The sequence below is a fragment of the Pseudanabaena sp. UWO311 genome (genome assembly GCF_006937785.1).
Classification (GTDB): Bacteria; Cyanobacteriota; Cyanobacteriia; order Pseudanabaenales; family Pseudanabaenaceae; genus Pseudanabaena.
In genome coordinates this window covers 334,017-357,739 of sequence record NZ_SJEE01000001.1, presented here as the reverse complement: position 1 = coordinate 357,739, position 23,723 = coordinate 334,017, and the positions used below count along the sequence as shown (strand labels likewise).

Below are 23,723 nucleotides of genomic sequence, written 5' to 3'. Positions count from 1 at the left end.
CTGATTTTGATGATCGTCTTATGTTGAATGCGGCTGGCTTATGGAACTTCTATTTGGACGCTTCTTAAAAACAGATGGAAAGAGCAAAATCCCCTCTAAACATTGCTTTTGTTTCCCAACAGGTCTAATGAAGAGCTAACAGCCCGAATTATCACTCCTGTTCTAGAGGAAATTGTGAAAGCTCGTATTCCAGCAAGAAGTCTTGAGAAGAATTTGATCGAACGTACAGAGCTGAAACAGGAACTAGAAACAAAAGCGAAACAACGATTAGATTCCTATGGCATTGTCGTAACCGATTTATCAGTTTTGAACGACACAGCGTCTGATGAATTTACTAAGGCAACAGAAGAGAAACAAATTGCCGAGCAACAAGCAATTTCGGCAAAAATTGTCGCAGAACAGGAACTTCAAAAGGCAGACTACGAGTCGAAGAAGGCGGCTAAGGAAGCAGAAGCGATGATTGCTCGTGCTAGAGGGCAAGCAGAAGCCCAAAAGTTGTTACAGACATCTTTGAGTCCAGAAATTTTACAGAAACAGGCGATCGAGAAATGGGATGGTAAATTTCCAGTAGTAATGTCTAGTAATGGAGCTTTACCCTTTATTAATGTCAATGCTCCTACTAACAGTTCCGAGCCAAAAAAATGATTTTGGCGAATGATTTTGGCGATCGCGCTCTCAACAATCCTTTTTGTTATACAAAAGCCCAAAATGGCGTAGCCATTTTGGGCTTTTAAAAACCTTACAGGGTTTGTTTCTTAAAATGCTACGCCTTAGATTTACATGACGACACAGAAATGGAATAAATCACCATCGGCAGATATCTGCTCAACCTTTGCGATGCAATCCTCTAAATCTTCAATCAATTCTTCTGAGAGATGTTCTTTACCTTGCTCAAAAAGACTTTTGCGCTCAGATTCACTGTTTTTCACATATTCTCGCAAAGCTCTTAGCATTGGTAATGCTTCTGAAGGGCTAAACCATGATGTTGTATCTCGCAATGTATCCTCGTCAGGGAATTCTTCATCTTCAGACATGTTTATATTAAAGTCCGTCCAATCTAGGAATGAAGAGAGCTTCACCAGACCTAATTTCTCACATATAGGATCGAGCATCTCCACAGCATAAAACAATGCTGAATGATCCAAGTCATCGCCTTCCGTCATCTTGCTCTTACTTAATACCCAAATTGTAGTTCCCATTGAGTGTCTCCCAATCAGCGAAATGATTAAATCTTATCAATTCATATCAATTCAATTGACATAATTTTTTAATTTAGTGACAGAGGCTAACCAAGCTTTGTAGTTTTCGCTATCCTGCCATAATTCTTTTTTTTAGCATAATACAATTGAAAAGAAATATTATAGCGATCGCAGATTGATTAGCCTGAACTCTAACAGACATCGTAAACAAAGCGATCGCTAGCAAGAAAATGCGAAATCCCTCTTTTTGCTTTAAACAATTTGTAATCTTTCAAAACAAATGTGCGATGAAAGTAGGGACAGATGGCATTTTGTTAGGAGCTTGGGCAAATGTATCTGAAAATGCTCAAATTCTGGATATCGGAACTGGGACAGGTCTACTAGCGCTGATGATGGCACAGCGATCGCCATTGTCAAATATTGATGCAGTGGAAATTGATGATGATGCATATGGGCAAGCTAGAGAAAATATTGAGAATTCACCTTGGGGCGATCGCATAAATATTTTTCATACTCCTATTCAAGACTTTGCCAATAGTTGCTCTAAGCAATATGACTTAATTATTTCCAACCCTCCTTTTTTTGAAAAGGCAAGTAAATCATCGCAAAAGTCAAGAAACTTAGCGCGACATAGTGACAGCCTTTCTCAAACAGATATTCTCCAAATCGCCTCGCAGTTACTAAAGCCAACTGGTCATTTAGCCGTTATTTATCCGACCGATTTAGCTGATAATTTCCTAAATAAAGCCAAGGGTTTTCACTTATTTTGCGATCGCAAAGTCAATGTCAAACCAACCCCAAAAACTATCATCAAACGCATCTTGTTAGAATTAAGTTCAACATTAAGTTCAACTCAGAGGCAAACTCAAGAAGCTATATTGATAGTAGAAGAGCGCAAACATATCTACACAAAGGAATACATTAATTTAGTACAAGACTTTTACCTAAATTTGTCTGTAGTAAGTACTCCCCGCCCATTGAATAATTAGTGATGTTCGGCTTTGTCGAACATCACTAATTATTCAGCCTGTACTTCTTGCTGCACTGGCGATACAGGGCTTGGATCTGGATTTTAATTACGCCAAGCTATTTATTGTGTATATTTAACCTTGGTTAAAACTTCAAACGTTTGTATACCTATGCCTACCCAAAATGATATCCCAGTTGCTCAAAGGGTCAGCGATCCTAACCGATCACCCCAAAAGCAACCAGAAAAAGTCAATACAATTTCGCGATCGCTACAATCAGTTCCTTGGTGGGCATATGGTTTGGCAGTACTAGCTTTTTTATCCCCGATTGTTAGCACCCGCATCTGGTTCGCTCTAAATGCCAACGCCGCAAATCAGCCTAAAGAAGTTACTTCATCCGAGCAAAGTTCACAGCCAGAACCTTCTCCGCAAAATTCGCAACCATCGGCTATTCCTACTGCGCCATTTATAAGTGCAACTCCTGCGGCTAAAGGCAATGACACTAAGCCTAATCCAGAAGTTATTGCGAAAGAATCCAATAGTCCACCAGATTTATTTGGACATCATGCATTTAGCGAAGCTCCTGCGAACAAATTACGCACTATAGGTAGAGCGGGAGATGGCTATGAGATTAAGCTACATGAGTCAGCAGCAAAAAGTTTTCTCAGAATGGAAGCAGATGCTAAGGCTGACGGTGTAGATTTTGTCGTAATTTCAGGCTTTAGAACGATCGCTGAGCAGCAAGAACTTTTCTTTGAGATTAGCAAACAACGAAACCAAACCCCAGCTCAAAGGGCAAAAGTTAGCGCTCCTCCAGGGCATAGCGAGCATCACACTGGCTATGCTCTAGATATTGGTGATGGTGCTGTACCAAGTGCAAATCTATCTACTAACTTCGAGAAAACTGCTGCCTTTCAGTGGTTGCAAAATAACGCTGCTAAGTATGGCTTTGAGATGTCTTTCCCGCCCAATAATCCTCAGGGTGTAATGTATGAGCCTTGGCATTGGCGATTTGTCGGCGATGATGATAGCCTCGCAACTTTTTACAAGAAATCTAACCCTAGTACTTCCTTTATTAAAAAACCTTAACTAAGACAGACAAGTAGCTTAAGCCCCTTATCTGTCTTAAGTTATCTCGAGTTGAACCTTGTCATGAATGTAACTGCCACTGATTTATTAGCGATCGCCATATTTACAATTACGATGATGTCTTTGGTGGGAACAATGGCAGGTTTATCACCAGTTGTCCCCGCTGCGATCGCTATTAGTTTACTTAGTGCTTGGGGGATTGATATTGGCTTTTGGCAAGGGAAATTTGGGGCATATACTCAGGCATGGCTGAGGGCGCGATCGCCTAAATACCGTGAGCGAGTTTCCTATCATGAAGCTGGGCATTTTCTTGCCGCTCATGTGCTTGGTTTTAGAGTTGTGAACTACGCGATCGCGGGTATCGTTGGGCGATCTCTAGGCGAAATATTAGCTGATGATGCTTTTACGGGCATTGAAGGTGGCGTGGAAATCGAGAGCGCTGAAGCTCCTAACTCAGCAAATTTATCAGCAAATTTGCTCGATCGCTATAGCACTGTATATATGGCAGGTATCGCAGCTGAACAACTGATGTGCGAAGGAGCAACTGAAGGCGGTATTGATGATATGAAACGCTTGCGTGAAGCAATTGCTCATTTACCTAACCCGATGACCCAAGAGCGTTGGGCGTTGCTAAATGCCCGTAATTTATTAAGCGATCGGCGTTCGGTGCTAATTGCCCTTGCCGAGAAAATGCTCAATGGAGCAACCGTCGAGGATTGTTGTCAAACTATTGAACAACAACTTTCTATAGCAAAAAACTAAGGGTGGCGCTTCGCGCCGCCTTTAGTTTTTATAATTTGTTTTTACAGCGCTTTGCGCTCAACCCTAAATTAAGATAAATCTTGAAAGCGTTGCTTTGCAACGCTTTCAAGATTTATCTTGTGGCTCGTTTGAACAGCAATTTCTGTATAGTTAGTTTTTATAAGTTGAGTGCTTCTTCTGTGAGAGCAGGCACTTGAGGCAAAACTTCTTCTGGCTTGCCATTTTTCTCATCTGGTAACCACTTTAAGAGTGGAAGTGGCAAAAGACTAGTTAAATTAGCAATTAAAACTAATAACCAGAGGTTATCAAAATTTGATTCGGTAACACCTAGAAGATAGGTCAAACCAGCTCCTAACTGAAAAGAACATAGGGCCGAAATATTCAAAACAGACATCAACAGGGCAAACAATGTTGCTTCAATTCCTTCAGGACATAGTCGAGCCGCTAACACCAAAACGGGCATAAAGGCAATGCGACCAGCTACGGTCAAAATCAAACTGTCACCAAGACTAAACCAGCGATCGTCAATACCTAGCGATCGGTTGGTGTGGGTAACTAGTAATAAGCTGGTAAGCCCTAATAAAGTTGAAATAATGGTTGTCCAAAAGAAAATCTTGCGGGTCGGCACAGCCCTAAAAAAGCGCTGAAATAACCACACACCAAGTAATCCCGCCCAACTCGCGAAGAACCGAACCGTGCCAAGGAATTCAGGATTAAACTTTAGTTCATTAGTCGTGAAATAGAAAAAAGCAGTATCAGCACTTGGCGATGCTTGCCAACAGAATAGAAAGGCAGCAGGCAACCAAATTGCCTTATTCGTGAAAGCCTGACGCAGTTGAACAAAGTTGAACTTTAGCGACATCCAGATTTGCGAATTTCTCGATAAATTTGCAGGCTGAGTAGGTGGCAACCCATCTTCCGACTTATTGGCAGGATCTGGAGCAACAATAAAAATTGTGGACATTGGCGGATCAGCGATCGCAAATGCCGAGATACCCACCAAAAGCGGCAAAATCGCGGTAATCTCAAAAACAAATTTTGCGCTGAATTGTTCTAACAGGTAACCACTCAGATATGCAGAGATAATCGCACCAATTGAGGAAGCAATCCAGCTAAAAGACTGTAATGAACCTGCATCGCCCTCTGGCTCTAGTCTGGCGCGTTGGACAATCAGTGCATCGGTAATCGCATCAGAAAAGGCAAGAGATAGAGAACCAGTGGCAATCATCGCGATCGCCCAAAATGGAGTTTTGACCCATAACCCCATGCTAATCCACGCAAAAACCCCTAAAATGCTCGACAGCAAGAGATAAGGACGGCGACGATAGCCAAATACTGGGAATCCGTCAGATATCAAACCATATAAGGGCTTAACAGTCCAAGGTAACATCGTAATCCCAACCATTGAGGCAACCTCCGCAGGACTTAGCCCTAAGTCATCCTTAAGGAAGAAACTTACGGCAAGTTGAGAGATTGCCATTGCACCTTGCACAAAATAAATAACTGCGATCGCCCCTAGCTCTAGGTCAAACGAGCGCCCTCGTAGTTTTTTGAGCCAGTCTGATTGGATTAGCACTATACGATTGCCCAAGTATTAAGAAATTTTAATCTAAGTATATTTTAGTATCAATGCAGAAAATCGTGTAGTACTCGTAGGTGTAAATCAATGGAGCCGCGAATAAATCATGACGCTCACGAAAATACGGTAGGGTAGATGAGAGAACAATTAGTACAGATTCCATCTTTTCTCTCAATTCCCATTTTTAGATCCTATGCCCAATCCCATTTTTGTCCTTGCTTCCGCATCTCCCACCCGCAAAAGCATTTTAGAAAATGCTGGGATTAAACCAATTGTCAAAGTCAGCTATTTTGATGAAGATGCGATTCAGGTTAGCGATCCTACTTCACTAGTACTGACCTTGGCTCAATGCAAAGCTAAGGCGATCGCAACCGAATTTACAGGACAGAATGCGCTAATTATGGGCTGTGACTCGATAATGTATCTCAATGGCATGATCTACGGTAAACCTGACTCCAAGGAAACAGCGATCGCTACATGGCAAAAGATGCGTGGCAATTATTGTGAGCTATACACAGGGCATTATTTAATTGATGCTAAAACTCAGCGATCGGTGATGCGTCACGGTGTAACCAAGGTGTATTTTGCTAATGCTACGGATGCAGAAATTAGCAGCTATGCGGAATCGGGCGAACCTTTATGCTGTGCGGGCTGTTTTACGATGGAGAAGCTAGGTGGATTATTAATTGAAAGAATCGAAGGATGTCACACTAATGTGTTGGGATTGAGCTTGCCGATCTTGCGTCAAATGTTAACCGAACTCGGCTATAGCCTCCACTTTAGTGCTAATGGAACTACCATCAGATGAATACCGCCAATCGAAATACACTTTGGGCAAGCATTGTTGTTGAAGAGCTATATCGATCAGGTGTGCGGACAGTTTGTGTTTCTCCTGGCTCTCGCTCTACGCCACTAGTGATTGCTTTTGCTGAATTGCGCGATCGCAGTTCAGATTTTCAGATTTTGGTGCATATTGATGAGCGCTCAAGCAGCTTTTTTGCCCTCGGTTTAGCAAAAGTCCAAAAAGCTCCTGTTGCCTTGCTCTGCACATCAGGAACTGCGGCTGCAAATTACTATCCTGCGATTATTGAAGCCTATTACAGTCAAATTCCACTTGTAGTCTTGACCGCCGATCGCCCCCCAGAAATGCGCGATTGTGGTTCTGGGCAAACTATTGATCAGATTAATATTTATGGAAAACATGTTCGCTACTTTTTTGAAGTGGGAACACCAGAGATTCTCGGTTTTCGATTGCGCTATTTGCGATCGCTAATTGGTCGTTCTGTAAGCATTGCACTTGGCAAAGGCGATTCACCCGCAGGGGCAGTCCATCTCAACTTCCCCTTTGCTGATCCGATGCCACCTTTACCAGTTGCTAATGATGTACCAGAAGACTTAGCTCTCAGCAGTCCAGAAGCAATGTTTGGTAATCCTTCAGGTGAGGCTTACAGTCAAGTAATTGCTGGAATGCGATCGCTGGGTACGGATGCGATCGCCTCCATTGCTAATCAAATTATTAGTCATCCTAGAGGTGTGCTAGTTGTAGGAGTATATGACTCACCGCCAGAGTTTTTAGATGCTGTGCGTTGCTTGGCAAGGGCTACGGGCTATCCATTGCTGATCGAAGCCACAGGAGCACATCGTACTGACGAAATTGGTCATTATGATAGCTTCTTGCGATCGCCAAACTTCTGTAAAGCCCATGCTCCAGAAATTGTGATCCGTTTTGGAGCCATGCCAACTTCCAAAAGTTATTTACTCTGGTTACAGCAACACATTAGCTGTCAGCAAATCGTGGTCGGCAGCACCAATAGCGATCCTACCCATGGAATTACCCAAGCCTTAAATGTTAATCCTGCGAGCTTTTGCCAACAGTTAGCCAATTATTTAGAGAACTATGCCCAACCGATTTGGCAAGATAAACAATGGCGTTTAGATTTTGAATTAGCAGAAAGTATTGCCGAACATGCGATCGCCGAATCTCTAGCCACAATTGAAGAATTATTTGATGGTAAGGTTTATGCGGAACTTGCAGAAATTCTTCCTGCCGATACTTTTATTTATGTGGCAAGCAGTACGCCCATCCGCGATTTGGATACATTCTTCCATAGCGATCGCCCAATTACCGTTTTAGCAAATCGTGGTGCAAATGGCATTGATGGAACTTTGTCGAGTGCGCTGGGTGCTGCATGGGGATGCGATCACCCGATGCTTCTTATCTGTGGAGATCTAGCGTTTTATCACGATCTAAATGGATTGTTGGCGGCAAAAAAATATGATATTTCTCTGACGGTAATTCTTCTTAATAATGATGGTGGTGGTATTTTTGATTTGTTACCAATTTCCAAATATGAAGATACCTTTGAAGAATTCTTTGGCACAGCACATGGTCTAGACTTTGCGCCAATTATCTCCGCCTATGATTGCGAACATATTCTCATTCAAGATTGGCAAGATTTTCGCGATCGCGTGATGAGTTCTCTGAGTGCTGTAGGAACTCAAGTTTTAGAAATTAGAAGCGATCGCAAGCGCAATAAAGAACTCCATTTTGAGATCTGGAATAAGGTGATCGAAAGCTGCGATCGCAATTTTTATAGTGCTTAGCGATCAAAATTTTTGAATTGTGTTTGCGATCGCAAACCTCCTAGTTTTAAAAGCAAGCTGTGATCGCAAATTATGCACGCGATCGCAAAAAAAATTCTAGTTTTAAAAATCAAACTGCGATCACTATTTCAGAAATGTATGTGAGATCGCAAAAACCTTAACTTCCCTAAAACAATCCGCGATCGCAATTTCAGCATTGTGTACGCGATCGCAAAAATCCTGATTATCAAAAGGCAGCCTGCGATCGCAAAAATCCTAGTTTTAAAATTAAGCTGCGATCGCAGGTTGAGCAGTTACAGCACATCATAGACAAATCGGAATTCTTACTGGCAAATCAGAATTGTCTAATTAAAGTAAATATAATTGTGAATCTGTTTATAAATCTAAAAGCTACAAATATTTTTTTTCTCGAATGGACAAGTTTTATTGATAATTGGATTTCCCAAAACTATTAAACCCTCAAGATCATTTAAATTTTTAAGTGAACTCAATGAACTAATATCTATAATCTTATTATAACTTAGAAATAATTGTCTTAGATTTATCAAAGACTTTAAAGGTGTCACATCAGAAATTTGATTTCTTGAGGCAGAGAGAAAGGTTAAATTTTTCATATTCCTAAGAGGACTGATGTCAGAAATACTATTGCTACTAATACCAATCTCCTTCATTTTTATAAGCTTTTCTAATGGCTTGATATCGACAACCTGATTTTTAGTTAATACTAGCTTGGTTAAATTAGTTAAAGAACTTAGCGAATTAATATTAGTAATTTTATTGTTATTTAAATAAAACTCTTCTAAGTTAGACAAAATGCCTAATAGATTAATGTTAGTAAGTCTATTATCCTCTAGGCTCAGGTATCTTAATTTAGTTAAAAACCTGAGAGCAGATATATTTGTGATTTGGTTTTTATCGAGAATGAGTAATTCAAGATTAGTCAAAGATTTTAGTGGGGTTAAATCACTGATCTGATTTTCACTGAGTCTTAACTGTACTAGTTTTTTAAGAGACTTAAACGGAAGAAGACTAGAGATACCTTCTTTAGGTAGACGTATTGATGTTGCGTTACTTAACAGTTTATTAGCTATTTCGCAATCAGATGTCTCAGCCGCTTAGAGTAACCGTTATACAGTATGGCTTGTCTATTTGTCAAGTTTACTTTTGTTGGCACAAAAATCGGCAAAGGAGTTGTATGCATCCATATCTTTCGCTTGACCTTCAGATGCTTTGTCAAACAAAGTACTAAAAAGTAAACAAGATAGAGCTACAAGGAAATTAATTGTTAAATAATTTTGTCTCATATACTTTTGGTTACCAAGGATTTCCCAATAAAACAGTAGCAGCCCAATACCATGGATGATCAAATTTTGCCGCGATCTCTTTTCATACTTGTGTACGCGATCGCCTAAATCTTAACTCTTAAAAAGCAACTTGCGATCGCTATTTCAGAAATGTATAAGAGATCGCAAAAATCCTAAATTTTAAAAATCAACTTGCGATCGCAAAAATCCTAGTTTTCAAAAAGTAACCTGCGATCGCAGGTTGAGCAGTTACAGCAGATCATAGACAAATCGGAATTATCACTGACAAATCAGAATTGTCGAATTCAAGTAGGTATAATTGCGAGTCTGCATATAAATCTAAAATCTACAAATGTCTTTATCTTCAAATGGACAAGTTTTATTAATAATTGGATTTTTTGAAACTTCCAGACCAAGAGGATTAGTTAGATTTTTAAGTGAACTCAATGAGCTAATATCTGTAATCTTATTATATCTAAGAAATAATCGCCTTAGATTTATCAAAGATGCTAAAGGTGTCACATTAGAAATTTGATTCTTGATAGCAGACAGGAAGGTTAAGTTTTTCAGATCACTAAGAGGACTGATGTCAGAGATGCTATTACCACTAATAACAAGCTCTTCCATTTTTATAAGCTTTTCTAATGGCTTGATATCGACAACCTTATTATTAGTTAATACTAGCTTGGTTAAATTAGTTAAAGAACTTAGCGAATTAATATTAGTGATTTTATTGTTGTTTAAATAAAGCTCTTCTAAATTAGGCAAAATACCTAATAGATTAATATTAGTAAGTCTATTATCTTCTAAGCTCAGGTATCTTAATTTAGTTAAAAACCTGAGAGCAGATATATTTGTAATTTGGTTTTTATCAAGAACGAGTACTTCAAGATTAGTCAAAGATTTCAGTGGAGTTAAATCACTGACCTGATTTTCATAGAGCCCTAACTCTACAAGATTTTTAAAAGACTTAAACGGAAGGAGAGTAGAGATCCTTTGTCTAGGTAAACGTAATAGTTCTAGGTTACTTAACCGTTTATTAGCTAGTTCGCAATCAGATGTCTCAGCCGCTATGAGTAATCGGTCTACAGTATGGCTTGTCTCTTTGTCAAGCTTACTTTTGTTGACGCAAAAATCAGAAAAGGTGCTGTATGAATCCATGTCTTTAGCTTGACCTTCAGATACTCGGTCAAACAAAGTGCAAAATAGAAAACAAGATAGAGATACAAGGAAATTAATTGTTAAATAATTTTGTCTCATATATTTTTTATCACCTTGGACTTCCTAATAAAATAATAGCAACCCAACACCATAGATAAGCAAATTTAGGCGCGATCGCTATTTTTGATTTGTGGACATGATCGTCAAAATCTCAACTGTTAAAAATCAATCAAAAACAATCTAGGAGAGCAGATTAAGTATTTTAGAGTTTTAGGGTTTAACTTGTTTCGCGATCTAGCACCTGCTCTACTTGTTCATAAATTGCTTGTGACTCTTCGGGAGTGTTACCAATACTCGTTAGCCCTAACTTACCAAATTCTGACAAACAACTCATCAGGTGAAATACTGTTCCCGTCTCAGTGCTGCTATCAAAATGTAAACGATGGTGGGCAATAATATCCATCAAATCGTGGGGTAAAAGTCCTTTATATTGTGACTTTTGCAAATTATCAGTCGCTACATAATATTTCTCTTGTCCCTGACGGCTATAAAATTTACCATCTTCAAGCTGAAACTTCCCATTAGTTAAAAACCGCAATGTCATAAATGGATGTGTCGTCCCCCCCTTGCGAAGGTTAATTTCGATCGCTTGTAAATCCCAAGAGCCGTTCGATTGCTTTACCGCCACAAAATCCACACCATAGCGCTCTAGCGCACCTTTGCTAGCGAGATTTTTGCCGATCTCTAAACCTATTTCTTGAAGCTGAAGACGATAAGCGGCATCAGCAGGGAAACTACAGCCTAGATAGACCTGCCCATCGGGACCTCCCAAAATCTGATCGTGTGTAGAAAGGATTTCCACTTCACCAGTTGGTGCGATCCGACCTTGTACGCTTGGTGATCGCTTTTCTTCACCCTCGACAAAGGCTTCGACGATTGCACCTAATTCTGGAATCTGTCGCGCATAATTTGACCATGTCTCATGATTTGACTGAAAGCGCATGGAGGCAAAGCGTTCAGAGATTGCCCCACGGAGATCTTCAAAGCTGCAAGTTCCCGCTCCTTGGTTAATAGTTTCCGAAATCTCGTCTAAACATAAAATTGCATTTCCTTCGCCCGAAAACCCTTCATTGAGTTTGACCACCATACGCTTGAGATGCGGCTGTCTTTCCCACAATGCAGCAGCAGAGATCGCTAAATCCTCAGGTGTCCATACGAGTTGACTACCATCAGGATGCGAAACTCCTGCCTCAGCAAATACTTGACGACTACCGCTTTTAGTGCCCAAATGCAATAAGTCAGGATCGACAGCCCACAAAGGAATATCCAATTGAATCGACAACTCACGTTCCAAATGTGTGGAATTAAAGCAAATCATATAGGCTTTGTTAATCCGTAGCGATTGTCGAATCCTTTCAATCAAGCGTGGACGTTCTAGAATCTTTTGAGTTAGCGGCTTTTCCGCCGCATCATAGGTTGTGAGTGTGACTAAGCGTTCTCTCGCATGGGAAAATGGAATTCCTGGTAATAATTGTAGATAGTAATCAATGATGATTGGCGCTAAAGGTTGGGAGGTCACATAAACGAGACGGTTACGAGGATTACGAAGACGAATCAGAGAAAATAGTAAACGCTCTTCGTAATGATGACTGCCCTCAACTTTTTTGAGCTCCGATGGATCAAGGGTCAAAGATGGAACTACCAGGATATCGTAATCACTATTATCGAATTGCTCGATGTTTTGCCAGCGATCGCGTAGTTGTATTTGCAAATCTCGAAATCGCGCTGCCGATCCTTGCGAAATAAAGCTATCTCCTCTTTTAACCATGCTTTATCTTCCTCCTGAGATCGCTATCCTATCCTATGTTTTACAACCAAAAAAAATTGAATGGCGACGCTTCGCGCCGCTGTTCAATTTTTTGGGTGCGACAGCTATTTTGAACAATTTTAGATTTATTTGCCATGTGATATCAGTTACGAATAGTTAAGAATCGAAGTAACTAAGATCGCAATCTGAGTTCTGTTTCGTAAATTTAGCTGACTCAGAATATTGGTAATGTGGTTTTTTACAGTTCTTGTGGATATATAAAGCTGATTGGCAATTTCCTCATTATTTGCACCTGTAGCAATTAATTTTACTATTTGCTGCTCTCTTGGAGTGAGTTTGTCCCAATCAGTTGTATACACCTCGGAAATCTCTGGGACTCGCGCAATTACTTTTCTGCCTAGGTTTAAGTCCAAGTGCATGTAGCCTCGATAGACAGCTTGAATGGCAAATGATAATTCTTCGGGAGACGTATTTTTTAAGATATATCCTGAGGCTCCATATTTTAGAGCTTGTGAAACATATTCTTCCGTATCATCAACAGTGAGAATTAAGACTTTTGTTTCAGGAAAGCGATCGCAAATTTGTTTGGTGGCTTCCACTCCATCCATAAGTGGCATTTGGATATCCATGAGAACAACATCTGGCTGAAGGCTTTCTACTTGCGCGATCGCGAATTGTCCATTTTCGGCTTCTCCAACAATTTCTAAGGAAGATTCATCACCAAGAGAAATCTTCAACGCACGACGAATAAAAGAATGATCGTCAACAAGTAAAATGCGGATTTTCATGGAAGTTACCTATGCTTTGAGCGATCGCTTCAGACTAATTCTCAAACCAGCAGTAATACTTTCGAGAATTGGTGTGACCTCAGATTAGCTGTTTATATAGTAACGAACAAGTAGCGATAGTCCCAATTTTTTATGGGACTAAAGTACTAGCAGATTCAGGACTTAGTCTTCATGTGCAATTTCTGCCTCAGATCTAGGATGGAAATGTAGAGCTTAGAGGATTCCTTCCATGTCCAAAATTCTTGTTGTTGAAGATAGTAAAACTCAAAGGGAAATGATTACTAGCTTGCTCCAAAACAATCAATTTGAAGTTGTAACTGCGAAAAATGGTGTGGAAGCGATCGCCCAAGCTGAAGAGCTACATCCTGATCTCGCGATTATAGATATTGTGATGCCTGAAATGAATGGTTATGAGCTTTGTCGCAAACTGAGAGACAATCCTGAAACATGGAATATCAATATCATCATGTGTTCGACTAAATCCACCAAAGTCGATCGTCATTGGGGATATCGCCAAGGAGCAAATGCTTATATTGGCAAGCCTTTTCGCCCAGAGGAATTGGTTAATACAGTAAATGAGTTGTTAAGAATATCGTAAGTTGAGCAATGCCCATTCTACTACCTTATGATCTTTTCGTATTACAGCGCTTTGCGCTTAAGCCCAAACCTAGATAAACTTTGAAAGTGTTGCTTCGCAACACTTTCAAAGTTTATCTAGTGATTCGTTTGATCGGTAATTGCTGTAAGATAGGAAAATAGTGGAGATTTGCTAGTCTTAGTTAACTAAATCTCTGCTCTAAAATTGTAGTCCACGAAAAGTAATTGAGATTAACGTGTCTGGGAATGTACCTATAGATTTGCCACAAGATTTATTAGAGTCGATCCAACGTACTCGCACTGCTGCGATCGCCTTGGCAAAATTACCAAGCGAGGCGAAGAATAACGCATTAGAAGCGATCGCAGTCGCCTTAGAACAACAAACTGAAATGATTTTGACAGCCAATCACAAGGATGTCACTGCTGCTAATGCGAACAAATTGTCTAGCGCCTTGATCGCTCGTCTCAAGTTGGATGCAAATAAACTGAAAAGTATGGTCGCAGGCGTACGCGATGTAATCCGCCTTGATGATCCGATTGGCGATCGCCAGATTCATCGTGAACTAGATACAGGGCTAGTATTAGAGCGTTTGTCTTGTCCCTTGGGCGTAATTGGGGTGATTTTTGAAGCGCGTCCTGATGCTGTTACCCAAATTGCCGCGCTAGGTATTAAGTCAGGTAATGGCGTAATTCTCAAAGGCGGTAGTGAAGCTGTCCATTCCTGTGAAGCGATCGCTTTTGTCATGTATAAAGCATTAGAAGAGCTATTTACAAAACATGGCGGTGTATCGCCCCATGTGGTGCAGCTATTGACCACCCGCGCAGAAACTTTGGCAATCTTGAAGATGGATAAACTCATCGATCTGATTATTCCTAGAGGTTCCAATCAGTTTGTCCGCTATATCCAAACCAATACCCATATTCCTGTTCTCGGACATGCCGATGGAGTCTGCCATTTGTATGTAGATGAGTCGGCAGATTTAGATAAAGCAGTAGCGATTGCAGTTGATAGCAAAACCCAATATCCAGCGGCTTGTAATGCGATCGAAACAATGTTGGTGCATAATGCGATCGCACCCAAATTCTTACCATTAGCTTTAGCCTCCTTACAAGAGAAAGGCGTAGAACTTAGAGGCTGCGATCGCATCCAAAAAATCATTGCGATTAATCCTGCTAATGAATCAGACTGGTCAACGGAATATTGTGACTTGATTTTGTCTATCAAAATTGTTGATTCGTTAGAAGAAGCAATGACCCATATCACTACCTATGGCTCTAAACATACTGAAGCGATCGTCACTGAAGATCAAGCGATCGCCGATATATTTACGAGTGACATTGATGCAGCTGGTGTATACCACAATTGTTCCACCAGATTTGCTGATGGTTTTCGCTATGGATTTGGGGCAGAGGTGGGCATTAGCACCAACAAGATGCCTCCTCGTGGTCCTGTTGGATTAGAAGGCTTAGTTACTTATAAGTATCGACTTGGGGGAAATGGTCATATTGTCGCTGACTATGCTGGGGCAAATGCTAAGGCTTTTACCCATCGTGATTTATAAAAAACTAAAGGTGGCGCAAAGCGTCACCTTTAGTTTTTAAATATTAAGAGGCGGCGCTTTGCGCCGCCTCTTAATATTTTGGTTTTTGATGTGTCTTGATACAAGCATCTATAGCTAACTTGAAACTAAAAGAGCTTATGTCAGTCTTGTAGAGTATGGTACAATCTCGCCCAATTTCATTTTTTGCTACCTTCAGCACAAGCATATGAGACTCCTCACACAAAACACTCTTCGTAACACTGCCATTGGACTAGTATCTCTTTTGAGTATTAGCACCATAGCCAACTTTAGCGGCTCCGCTAATGCCCAGTCTTTCCCAAATGACTCACTTCCAGCAGTTCCCAGCAATGCTAGTAGTACACAGTACCTCGTATATTTACCCAATGTGGCAAATATCAAACAAGCAAAGATATTGGCTCCAGATGCATTTGCTAGCCGTTTAGATACAGGCGAACAGGTTGTACAGTTAGGTCGCTTCAATAACTTAAATCTGGCCCAACGTCGCGCTGCTCAGTTTAGTCAGGCAGGACTAAATCCACAGATCAAAACTGTCCAGAGTAAGTTTTCTACTTTGCCCTCTGCACCCGTAAGTTCTATTCCTCCTATCCCTAACAATAACCCACCATCCACATCTGCGCCGATTCCTGTGGAATCAATTCCGATTCCGACTTCACGGACAAATGAGCCATTACCAAATGTCCCTGGTTCAGAGTTTCCTAATAGTAATGCGATCGAAATTGTGCGATCGCCTCAGCCACTTCCCCCACAAAATCAGTCAGTACAAGCTCAGGGAATTCCAGCGATCCCATCTCAAAGCGTACCTGCTGGCGCACAGCTACGCTATTTCGTGATTATTCCTACAGGCTTAGTGTCTGAGTTGCAAAGAGTACAAGCGATCGCGCCTAATGCTCAACTAAGATCTTCCTATCGTGGCACATATATCGAGGTACAGGGCTATCCCGATCGAGGTAGTGCTGAGACTTTGAGTCAAACTATTCGTCGTCAAGGTTTTGATAGTCGTGTCGTATTTTTCTAAATAATTTCTCCCCCTTTGCAAGCTAGTGTGTATAGACATCTCAGCTTGTGTGTGAAATCAAGGAAATTACCCTACTCTAAACATCATCTTGCAAAGACTACGATGTACACACTAGTCATAAAAACCAACTTAAGTCAGTAGTTAACTAAGCCCCCTAGCCCCCAATTCTGGGGGAACAAGAAAATAAATCTTTTTCAAAGTCCCCCAGAATTGGGGGATTTAGGGGTCTTAGATAAATCGAAACGAACACAGAGAGACTTGTGTACACGGTAGGCTTTATAAGGGGAGGAAACAATATTTCTGGTCTTTGCCCTAAATAAAATAGAACAAATGCATTTGCATCTGTTCTATTTTATTTAGGGCAATTATGATTGATCTTTAGTTTGTGTAGGCAAATCTAGAGAACGCTAGCTAGCAGAGCTTTTTGAGCATGAAGACGATTTTCGGCTTCATCCCAAATGCGAGACTGAGCACCTTCCATTACTTCATCAGTAATTTCTTCGCTACGATGAGCAGGTAAGCAATGCAGCGCGATCGCATCTTTATCGGCTAAAGCCATAAGTTTCGCATTCAATTGATAGGGTTGGAAAATAGGAATCCGATCTTCTGCTTCTGATTCCTGTCCCATACTTGCCCATACATCTGTATACAGGACATGAGCTGCTAGTGACGCTAATTTAGGATCATCAGTGACGATTACTTCGGAATTAATAGCTAGAGCTTTTGCTTGAGCAACAACAGCAGGATCGGGCATAAAATCCTTCGGTGAAGCAATACGAACATTCATGCCAACAAGAGCACAACCAATCATCAGGGAATGCGCCATATTATTGCCATCACCTAGATAAGTAAGGGTTAATCCTTTTAAAGAGCCGAAGTTTTCCATCACGGTTAGCAAATCCGCAAGGACTTGACATGGATGCTCCAAATCGCTCAGGGCATTGATAATCGGCATCTTCGAGAATTTGGCAAAAGTCTCTAACTCCGCTTGCTCAAAAGTGCGAATTGCCAAAACATCCAAATAGCGATCGAGTACTCTGGCGGTATCCTCTATCGGCTCACCCCGACTGACTTGCGTCACATTTGGATCGAGGTCGATGACATGTCCTCCCAGTTGATGCATGGCGACGGTAAAGCTAACTCGCGTTCTTGTTGATGCTTTGCGAAACAGCAATCCAAGGGTTTTACGCTGAAAGTCAAACTGGACTTCTCCTGCTTTGAGTTGTTTTGCAAGAGTCAGCAATTCCTGAATTTCGCTTGGTTGCAAATCTGCCAAACTAAGAAGATCGCGTCCCTGAAGGTTTCCCATTGTTGTTAGTTAGAAAAGATCTTGTAATGACTGTATCATCAACTTACAGCTGAAACCAAGAACTCAAGTTCTTGGCTAAAAACTAAAGTCCACTGAAGTGGACTAAAAAATAATTTTAAGCCAATCCGTTGAGACAAGTGCGAGCTTTTAGCCCAAACTTGCCTCAACGGGGCTAGTGCTTCCAGATAAAATCATGAAGTTAATCTCTGCAAAACTAAACACATTTAATTTATCTAAGCGCTATTATATTTTTGCCTTGCTGGGGATTGCGGGTTTAGTTTTGACCAGTGAAATCGTGGCGCGATTGGGGGCAGAGATTTTATGGTTTCAAGAGATGGGCTATTTGCCAATGTATTTGTTGCGGCTTACTTGGCAAATTGGGCTGGGCAGTGCCGTATTCGCGATCGCTTTAGTCTATCTACTTAGGAATTTGCAGACTGCTGAAACGCTGAAATATGCTGATTTGCCTAGCGATGCTGAACGAAAACAGTCTAAAACACGAAGGCGAACATCTCCAAATCAGCAACTAAATAAGCAGCAAGCAATATCATCCAAATATATCCCGACTTCTCTGCGATTGCGTTGGCTATTGCCGCTAGTTGTGGGCTTGAGCCTATTAATTTGCCTGCTCATAATTCATTATGGACAGGTCGCGATCGCGCAATGGCGACCGTCAGTGATTCAGCCAAGTAATGCTCCAATCGCCCCTTTACTATTTAGACCAGATTTGATCGGTCAATTGGTAATTCAGATCTTCAGAGAGCGATTCTCAGCAGTCATGACTATTGTGGTAGCGATCGCTTTGTTGGTTTACCCCAAGTTTTTACTGAAAGCGATCGCATGTTTGATCAGTGCATTTACAGCATGGGTGATCTCACGGCAGTGGATGCGAATTATTCCCTACTTTCAATCCACTAGTTTTGAACGAACTGAGCCAGTTTTCAATCAAGATATTAGCTTTTATATATTCAATTTGCCCACATTGGAAGTTTTGGAATTTGGGCTAGTCGGTATTTGCCTATATGGTTTTATCGCCGTACTTTTAACCTATTTACTATCGGGGAATAGTCTTAGCGAAGGTAAATTTATCGGCATTTCCCACGCTCAACAGCGCCATCTTTACGGACTTGGCGGCGTTGTGATGTTGATCATTGGGTTTAGCTATTGGCTCAATCGTTATGAACTTTTATATTCACCACGTGGAGTTTCCTATGGTGCTAGTTATACCGATAATGTGGTGCAGTTGCCAGTTTACACAGGGCTCAGTATTTTAGCTTTAGCGATCGCTATTTACTTGATTTTGAGATGGATTAGATTTCATCGCCAGCCTGTCAGCCGTAAGCCCGTAGTAGCCGTATTAATCTTATATCTGACGATGGCGATCGGGCTTGGTGAGGGTTTACCGATCGCAGTGCAATCATTAATCGTACAGCCGAATGAACTCGCCCGTGAACAGCCCTACATCCAACGCACAATCTCCTTTACCCGTGAAGCCTTTGGACTTGAAAGTATTAGTTCTCAAGTTTTTAATCCGCAGGGCAAATTAACGGCAAAATCTATTCAAAAGAATGATCTTACAGTTCGGAATATTCGACTTTGGGATAAACAGCCCCTACTTGCAACCAATCGCCAACTGCAACAAATCCGTCTCTACTACAGTTTTCCTGATGCAGATATAGATCGCTATACGATTAATGAAGAGAAGCTATCTAAATCTCCTGCTAGTCAACAACAGGTACTCATAGCAGCGAGAGAATTAGACTATGCAGCAGTTCCTCAAGAAGCACAAACTTGGGTTAACCAACATTTGATTTATACCCATGGTTATGGATTTACGCTGAGTCCAGTCAATCGGGTTGCAGCAGGGGGCTTGCCTGAATATTTTATTAAAGATATTGGCATCACCGAAGGTACTCCTCTCACCACTTCTAGCGAGGCAGTGCGGACAAGTATCCCGATTGGTCAGCCTCGTATTTATTACGGAGAGAATACCGATACCTATGTGATGACTGGGACAAAAGTAAAGGAGCTAGATTATCCTAGCGACAATGATAATGTTTACAACATTTACGATGGAAGAGGTGGTATTGCTCTTGATTCATGGTGGCGGCGGATGTTATTTGCCAAATATCTGAATGATTGGCGCATGGCGGTAACTCCAGAATTTCTGCCCGAAACCAAGTTACTGTTTCGTCGGAACATTATGCAAAGGATTAAGGCGATCGCTCCATTTTTGCGCTATGACAGTGATCCTTATCTAGTGGCGACAAGTACCAAGACTCAGGCTAATGATCAAGCTAATGATCCCAGTAATCTCTACTGGATTGTTGATGCCTATACAACCAGCGATCGCTATCCCTATTCAGATATTGGCAAAGAAGGGCTCAATTACATTCGTAACTCGATCAAGGTTGTGATTGATGCTTATCATGGCAATGTGAATTTCTATATTGCCGAAACCAGCGATCCGATTATTCACACATGGGCAAAGATTTTTCCTGATTTGTTTAACCCGATAAGTGAAATGCCGGAGTCTTTACGTCAGCATTTGCGCTATCCCGTTGATTTGTTTCGGATTCAATCAGAGCGCTTGATGACTTATCACATGACTGATGCTCAAGTGTTCTACAACCGTGAAGATCAATGGCAAATTCCCAATGAAGTCTATGGTGACAAACCAAGATTGGTAGAACCCTATTACTTGATTACTAGTTTGCCTGAGGTTCCCTTTGAGGAGTTTATTCTGCTTTTACCATTCACTCCTAAAGAACGTACAAATTTAGTAGCTTGGTTAGCAGCAAGATCTGATGGAGAGAACTATGGCAAACTTCTACTTTATACTTTCCCTAAGCAAATACTTGTCTATGGAACCGAACAAATCGAAGCCAGAATAAACCAAGATCCAGTTATTTCTCAACAAATTTCACTTTGGAATCGACAAGGATCGCGAGCGATTCAAGGGAATTTGTTAATTATTCCCATAGAACAATCACTCTTATATGTAGAACCACTTTATTTAGAATCAACTCAAAATAAATTGCCGACCCTAGTCCGCGTAATTGTTGCCTATGAGAATCGCATTGTGATGGCACAAACTTTACAACAAGCGATCGCAGCAATCTTTAAACCAGCTCAAGAGATTACTCCACCGATCATTCGCCCAGTCGAAGCACCTGCAACACCACCTTAGCCACCAACATGAATAACTGGTCTATGCTCAGGATCTTTTTCGGCTTTGCGAAGTACTTCACGCGAAACTACAGCTATATCTCCTTCACCAAATAAAATAAATCGCATCAAGTACTTAATTGGATTACCTTCAGCCCAACCAAAATAGGCGTGTGGTAATTTATTTGTCCGATCACGAATATATAAAAGGATTGCCGCAATTGTATTTGGGACAGCTGCACCCTGCGATCGCAGGATACGGTGATCACCAATCTGAACTCCTTGAATCATGATTTTTCCAGAAAACTCTGACGGATCGGAGATTTTGATTTCTAAAAAGATAATCGGATCAGAAGATGGAATATGGTTGTCTTCACGAGTTTTGATTTCTTTCTCTGCATACTCATTTTCACTACCGCGGTTGGGGCGATGCGAAATGATGCGAATAATTCTTTGACTCTCTTGAGCAATAAATTGCTGCGCCATTTCATCTATTTCAATAGTCTCTGCTCTCAGTTCCGTAGAGCGCCAGACCCTTGATATTAGAGAAGTGACAATAATTACACCAATAAATGTAGCTGCTATTTTTATACCTTCAGGTCTTTCGATAATATTGGCAATCGTCGTGTAGACAAATACAAAGGTGATGCTACCAAAAACGAACATACTTCGCTTTGAGCCATGTTGTCTCGCCACCAGAGTTACCGCAAAGGAAGCGGAGCTCATTAGCACTAAAACTCCTGTGGCATAAGCTCCACCTTGAGCCTCGACATTAGCCTGAAATAGAATGGTGACAAAAAAGGCGATCGCTGTATACACCAAAACTAGAGGGCGAGTTGCCAATGTCCAATTTGGAGCCATGCCATAGCGAGGCAGATAGCGTGGCACAATATTTAGCAACCCTGCCATTGCGGATGCACCTGCAAACCACAAAATTGCGATCGTGCTTAAGTCATAAACTGTGCCAAATCCATCTCCTAAATATAGATGCGTCAAGTAAGCAAGGGCGCGTCCGTTTGCCTTTCCACCAGTAGCAAATTCGGCGGCAGGAATCAAGATTGTGGTAACGAGGCTACTAGTGAGCAGGAAGAAACTCATAATCAACGCTGCGGTCGTCAACATTTTGTAAGTATTGCGAATCCGTCCGCGTGGATGCTCTTCTGTATCGTTCTTATAACCTTTGACCAGTGGCATCACGGCGACACCAGTTTCAAATCCAGATAATCCTAGAGCTAATTTGGGAAAGATTAACGCTGAAATTCCGATTAATTGCAGTGGATTTTGGTTGTTAGCAAAAAGAAGTGATTGCCAATTCGCGATCGCGACGGGATGAATGGCAATTTGATATACCCCAACGGAAATCGTTACGGCATTTAAGATCAAATAGACAACAACTAAAAACACGGCGATGCCGATCGCTTCACGAAATCCCTTGAGAAATACTCCACCCAGTAATGCAATTAAAAATAGGGTGATCGAGATCGTTTGTCCTCGAAAAAACTCTGGGACAAGGGGATTTTCGATAATATGGGCGGTGGCATCGGCTGCCGAAAGAGTAATCGTAATAATAAAATCAGTAGCAACAAACCCAAGTAAACACAGCACGAATAACTTTCCCTGCCACCAAGGGAGCAAATGTTCGAGCATAGAGATCGAACCTTCACCGTGGGGACTAGATACGGCAACTCTGCGATAGATTGGCAATGCCCCAAATAGGGTTAATAAAATTAAAATGAATGTGGCGATCGGTGAGAGTACACCTGCTGCCAAAGCCGCAATGCCCGGCTGATAGCCAAGTGTTGAAAAATAATCTACGCCCGTCAAACACATTACTTGCCACCAAGAATGCTTTGGGGTATGTCCATCGCCCTCGCCCTTTTCGTGGCGATTGTCTGACAATAACCAACGCATTAAAGACCTGTGATAGTTAATTGATGGAGCAATCGGTGCAGTCATTGAGACAATCCTACATATTATGAAAAATAAATCAACAATGAATTATTGAGATATTTATCTCAATAATTCATTGTTGATTTCTATCTATTATGTCTATTGATATCAGAAAGGTGTAGATATCGCTAATTCTAATTACCAAATCTGCTTTTTAGATTTTTACACCAGATTTACGGGCAATCCAAATTTCCCAATTGCGAAGAAAACTTGATCGCGCTTTAAATATTGTGGCGATCGATGGCTTAAATACAAGTTCTTCACAAGGAGGCTGTACCAAAATTGTAAATAAGCCCAAGCGATTACCAACAATGGTGTCTGTAAATAGGCGATCGCCTACCATTGCTACCTGAGAAGCTGGCAATTCCATTGCTTCGAGAACTTGACGCACCACTCGCCGCGAAGGTTTACCAGCGCGACTACGATAAGGAAGGTTTAAACTCTCTGCGACCTTCTGAATACGGCGATCGCTAAAGTTATTGCTGGCTAGCCAGATGGGATATTTTGACCGCATTAGCTCGATCCAAATACGAATTTCCGTTGACACATCGGCTTCATCATCACCAATTAACGTATTGTCCACGTCCAAAATCAGACCGCGTAAACCATGAACTCCCATCAGTTGCGGAGTGATCGCGTAAATTGGTGCTGACAAAACTAAGTCAGGAGAAATAAGTTGCCAAGGTTTCACAAATATTTTGAAAATGTTAATTAAATAATTAAGAATATCTTACAGCGCTTTGTGCTAGAACAGTTGCGCCTCGACCAACTGTTCAGTAAAACCCAAAAGAGAGTTGCGGCGCTTAGCGCCGCAACTCT

General features: G+C 41.2%; 19 protein-coding genes. 10 read left to right on the top strand and 9 right to left on the bottom strand.

Annotation, left to right across the window (positions count from 1 at the left end):
• The first annotated feature begins 108 nt into the window (after window positions 1-108).
• Window positions 109-645, top strand: a complete 537-nt coding sequence (locus PseudUWO311_RS01685) for an SPFH domain-containing protein (protein ID WP_190303356.1) — start codon at window positions 109-111, stop codon at window positions 643-645.
• Window positions 646-776: 131 nt separating this feature from the next.
• Here PseudUWO311_RS01685 and PseudUWO311_RS01680 read toward each other — a convergent pair whose 3' ends face one another.
• Window positions 777-1,199, bottom strand: coding sequence for a hypothetical protein (locus PseudUWO311_RS01680; RefSeq protein WP_142653357.1), 423 nt, complete (start codon window positions 1,197-1,199; stop codon window positions 777-779).
• Between the two features lie 287 nt (window positions 1,200-1,486).
• Between PseudUWO311_RS01680 and PseudUWO311_RS01675 the strand changes: the two genes are divergently transcribed.
• From PseudUWO311_RS01675 to PseudUWO311_RS01665, 3 genes are all read left to right on the top strand, one after another.
• Window positions 1,487-2,188 carry a tRNA1(Val) (adenine(37)-N6)-methyltransferase gene (locus PseudUWO311_RS01675; protein WP_263402887.1) on the top strand — a complete coding sequence of 234 codons (702 nt, stop codon included), beginning with the start codon at window positions 1,487-1,489 and terminating at the stop codon, window positions 2,186-2,188.
• A gap of 150 nt (window positions 2,189-2,338) precedes the next feature.
• The gene (locus PseudUWO311_RS01670) at window positions 2,339-3,256 is read left to right on the top strand and encodes a D-alanyl-D-alanine carboxypeptidase family protein (RefSeq protein WP_142653355.1); all 918 of its coding nucleotides are present in this window, start codon (window positions 2,339-2,341) and stop codon (window positions 3,254-3,256) included.
• A gap of 63 nt (window positions 3,257-3,319) precedes the next feature.
• Complete coding sequence (locus PseudUWO311_RS01665; protein WP_142653354.1) at window positions 3,320-4,018, top strand: hypothetical protein; 699 nt, start codon at window positions 3,320-3,322, stop codon at window positions 4,016-4,018.
• A 157-nt stretch (window positions 4,019-4,175) separates the two neighbouring features.
• On the opposite strand, the gene PseudUWO311_RS01660 is transcribed toward PseudUWO311_RS01665, so the two are convergent.
• Window positions 4,176-5,594 (bottom strand): folate/biopterin family MFS transporter, encoded by a 1,419-nt coding sequence (locus PseudUWO311_RS01660; protein ID WP_142653353.1) that lies wholly within the window; start codon window positions 5,592-5,594, stop codon window positions 4,176-4,178.
• A 196-nt stretch (window positions 5,595-5,790) separates the two neighbouring features.
• Between PseudUWO311_RS01660 and PseudUWO311_RS01655 the strand changes: the two genes are divergently transcribed.
• Window positions 5,791-6,405 carry a nucleoside triphosphate pyrophosphatase gene (locus tag PseudUWO311_RS01655; RefSeq protein WP_142653352.1) on the top strand — a complete coding sequence of 205 codons (615 nt, stop codon included), beginning with the start codon at window positions 5,791-5,793 and terminating at the stop codon, window positions 6,403-6,405.
• Entirely contained in the window at window positions 6,402-8,201 is a 1,800-nt protein-coding gene (gene menD, locus PseudUWO311_RS01650) for a 2-succinyl-5-enolpyruvyl-6-hydroxy-3-cyclohexene-1-carboxylic-acid synthase (RefSeq protein WP_142653351.1), read from the top strand. The genes PseudUWO311_RS01655 and menD overlap by 4 nt, the downstream gene beginning before the upstream one ends.
• Window positions 8,202-8,584: 383 nt before the next feature.
• Here menD and PseudUWO311_RS01645 read toward each other — a convergent pair whose 3' ends face one another.
• The 4 genes from PseudUWO311_RS01645 to PseudUWO311_RS01630 form a co-directional block, all read right to left on the bottom strand.
• Window positions 8,585-9,145 carry a leucine-rich repeat domain-containing protein gene (locus PseudUWO311_RS01645; protein ID WP_142653350.1) on the bottom strand — a complete coding sequence of 187 codons (561 nt, stop codon included), beginning with the start codon at window positions 9,143-9,145 and terminating at the stop codon, window positions 8,585-8,587.
• 699 nt (window positions 9,146-9,844) lie between these two features.
• Window positions 9,845-10,765, bottom strand: coding sequence for a leucine-rich repeat domain-containing protein (locus PseudUWO311_RS01640; RefSeq protein ID WP_142653349.1), 921 nt, complete (start codon window positions 10,763-10,765; stop codon window positions 9,845-9,847).
• A gap of 178 nt (window positions 10,766-10,943) precedes the next feature.
• Window positions 10,944-12,494: a peptide ligase PGM1-related protein gene (locus tag PseudUWO311_RS01635; protein ID WP_142653348.1), complete on the bottom strand. Its 1,551-nt coding sequence runs from the start codon at window positions 12,492-12,494 to the stop codon at window positions 10,944-10,946.
• Between the two features lie 146 nt (window positions 12,495-12,640).
• Entirely contained in the window at window positions 12,641-13,282 is a 642-nt protein-coding gene (locus PseudUWO311_RS01630; RefSeq protein WP_142653347.1) for a response regulator, read from the bottom strand.
• A gap of 229 nt (window positions 13,283-13,511) precedes the next feature.
• Here PseudUWO311_RS01630 and PseudUWO311_RS01625 point away from each other — a divergent pair, with 229 nt between their 5' ends.
• The 3 genes from PseudUWO311_RS01625 to PseudUWO311_RS01615 all read left to right on the top strand — a co-directional run bounded on the left by PseudUWO311_RS01625 (window position 13,512) and on the right by PseudUWO311_RS01615 (window position 16,477).
• Window positions 13,512-13,880: a response regulator transcription factor gene (locus PseudUWO311_RS01625; protein WP_142653346.1), complete on the top strand. Its 369-nt coding sequence runs from the start codon at window positions 13,512-13,514 to the stop codon at window positions 13,878-13,880.
• Between the two features lie 235 nt (window positions 13,881-14,115).
• A complete protein-coding gene (locus tag PseudUWO311_RS01620) occupies window positions 14,116-15,441 on the top strand; it encodes a glutamate-5-semialdehyde dehydrogenase (RefSeq protein WP_142653345.1) in 1,326 nt (441 codons plus the stop codon).
• A 205-nt stretch (window positions 15,442-15,646) separates the two neighbouring features.
• A complete protein-coding gene (locus PseudUWO311_RS01615; RefSeq protein WP_142653344.1) occupies window positions 15,647-16,477 on the top strand; it encodes a hypothetical protein in 831 nt (276 codons plus the stop codon).
• Between the two features lie 397 nt (window positions 16,478-16,874).
• Here the strand turns inward: PseudUWO311_RS01615 and argF are convergent, their stop codons facing one another.
• Complete coding sequence (gene argF / locus PseudUWO311_RS01610; protein WP_142653343.1) at window positions 16,875-17,786, bottom strand: ornithine carbamoyltransferase; 912 nt, start codon at window positions 17,784-17,786, stop codon at window positions 16,875-16,877.
• 193 nt (window positions 17,787-17,979) lie between these two features.
• Between argF and PseudUWO311_RS01605 the strand changes: the two genes are divergently transcribed.
• Window positions 17,980-20,976 (top strand): UPF0182 family protein, encoded by a 2,997-nt coding sequence (locus tag PseudUWO311_RS01605; protein ID WP_142653342.1) that lies wholly within the window; start codon window positions 17,980-17,982, stop codon window positions 20,974-20,976.
• Here the strand turns inward: PseudUWO311_RS01605 and PseudUWO311_RS01600 are convergent.
• Together PseudUWO311_RS01600 and PseudUWO311_RS01595 are read right to left on the bottom strand one after the other, a co-directional pair.
• A complete protein-coding gene (locus PseudUWO311_RS01600) occupies window positions 20,973-22,910 on the bottom strand; it encodes an APC family permease (protein ID WP_142653341.1) in 1,938 nt (645 codons plus the stop codon). The genes PseudUWO311_RS01605 and PseudUWO311_RS01600 overlap by 4 nt on opposite strands.
• A 148-nt stretch (window positions 22,911-23,058) precedes the next feature.
• A complete protein-coding gene (locus tag PseudUWO311_RS01595; RefSeq protein ID WP_339375425.1) occupies window positions 23,059-23,610 on the bottom strand; it encodes a YqeG family HAD IIIA-type phosphatase in 552 nt (183 codons plus the stop codon).
• Window positions 23,611-23,723: the final 113 nt, after the last annotated feature.